The organism is Streptomyces alkaliphilus, from assembly GCF_014141535.1.
Taxonomy (GTDB): Bacteria; Actinomycetota; Actinomycetes; order Streptomycetales; family Streptomycetaceae; genus Streptomyces; species Streptomyces alkaliphilus.
This window is the reverse complement of the sequence record NZ_VKHT01001061.1, coordinates 1-1,652: the sequence shown is the minus strand read 5'-3', so window position 1 is coordinate 1,652 and position 1,652 is coordinate 1. Positions and strand designations below refer to the sequence as shown.

Below are 1,652 nucleotides of genomic sequence, written 5' to 3'. Positions count from 1 at the left end.
GCCGGCCCCCGGGGCCCGGCAGGACTCACCGGCGCCGTCGGGGCACCGGGTGCCCGTTTCCCCCCGCCCCTTGGGTACGGTGGCCCGCATGAGCGGTGAAGCATGGTTGATGTGGGACGAGGGCGTGACCCGATACGACTTCGGCCCCGGGCACCCGATGGACCCGATCCGTCTGGAGTTGACCATGCGTCTGGTCGAGGATTTCGGCCTCGACCGTCGGCTCACCGTCGAGCGCGCGCCCGCGGCGGGTGACTCGACCCTGCGGTTGGTCCACCGCCCCGACTACGTCGCGGCCGTGCGCGCCGCCTCCGCCGACCCAACGAGGGCGGACCCCGCCTACGGTCTCGGCACCGAGGACACCCCCGCCTTCGCCGGAATGCACGAGGCGTCCTCCCTGATCGCCGGCCTCTCCGTGGCCGCGGCCGACCGGGTGTGGTCCCGGCCCGACACCCACGCCGTCAACTTCACCGGTGGCCTGCACCACGCCATGCCCGGCGCCGCCGCGGGCTTCTGCGTCTACAACGACGCCGCGCTCGCCATCGCCCGCCTCCTGGAGCGCGGTGCCCGCCGAGTGGCCTACGTGGACCTCGACGTGCACCACGGTGACGGCGTCCAGGCGGCTTTCTGGGAGGATCCCCGCGTCCTGACGGTCTCCCTGCACCAGGACCCCCGGTCCCTCTTCCCGGGGACGGGGTGGGCGGAGGAGAACGGCGAGGGCAACGCGGCCGGTACCGCGGTCAACCTCGCGCTGCCGCCCGGCATCACCGATCCCGACTGGCTGCGGGCCCTGCACGGAGTGGTGCCGGAACTGCTGGCCTCCTTCCGGCCCGAGGTCCTGGTGACCCAGCACGGAGCCGACACCCACATCGAGGACCCGCTGGCCCATCTGGCGCTCACCCTGGACGCGCAGCGCTCTGCGATGGAGTCGTGTCACGAATGGGCGCACGAGTACACCGAGGGTCGTTGGCTGGCGCTGGGCGGCGGTGGTTACGCGGTCGTGGACGTCGTCCCGCGCAGTTGGACGCATCTGACCGCGATCGCCGCGCACGCGCCCATCGAGCCGACGGCTTCCGTTCCCGAGAGCTGGCGGAGCCTGGTGTACGCGCGGACGATGGGTGCCGGCCCACACCGGATGACGGACGGGCGAACGCCGTCCTGGCGCCCCTGGGAAGAGGGCTACGATCCGGCGGATCCGGTGGACCGGGCGGTGATGGCGACCCGACGGGCCATCTATCCCGCCCACGGCCTCCTGGTCTGAGCGCCCCGCCCACCGGTGGGGGCTCCCACCGGTGGGCGGCTACGACGGCGTGACCGCCGTGGTGGCCGTGATGCGCGGGTCGACCGGTACCGATGGGGGAATGGTGTGTCGACAAAGCGACCGGTTTTCGACTACGTCATCGCACCCTCCCGGAGGCCGACGGCGCCCCTGCCACCGACCGGGAAGCGGGTGGTGACGGCCTGTCATGGCCGGTGTCGACCCGTGTCGGGGGAGGGGGAGACGTTCGTTCGGGGCCGGTGGGTGTGCGGAGCATCCATCGGACCGGTGACGTGTTCGGGAGAGTCGTGGGCTTTGCGACGCAGGTCAAGCGGGTATCGAAGAAGACGGTCCGGTCGTTCCGGAACGGCGCCGGGAGGTCCCGGCCGGACCGGGG

1 protein-coding gene is annotated in these 1,652 nt (G+C 72.5%); it reads left to right on the top strand.

Going from position 1 to position 1,652, the window contains the following annotated elements:
- The first annotated feature begins 88 nt into the window (after positions 1 to 88).
- Positions 89 to 1,258 (top strand): acetoin utilization protein AcuC, encoded by a 1,170-nt coding sequence (locus tag FNQ90_RS22375; RefSeq protein ID WP_182608001.1) that lies wholly within the window; start codon positions 89 to 91, stop codon positions 1,256 to 1,258.
- Positions 1,259 to 1,652 lie beyond the last annotated feature (394 nt).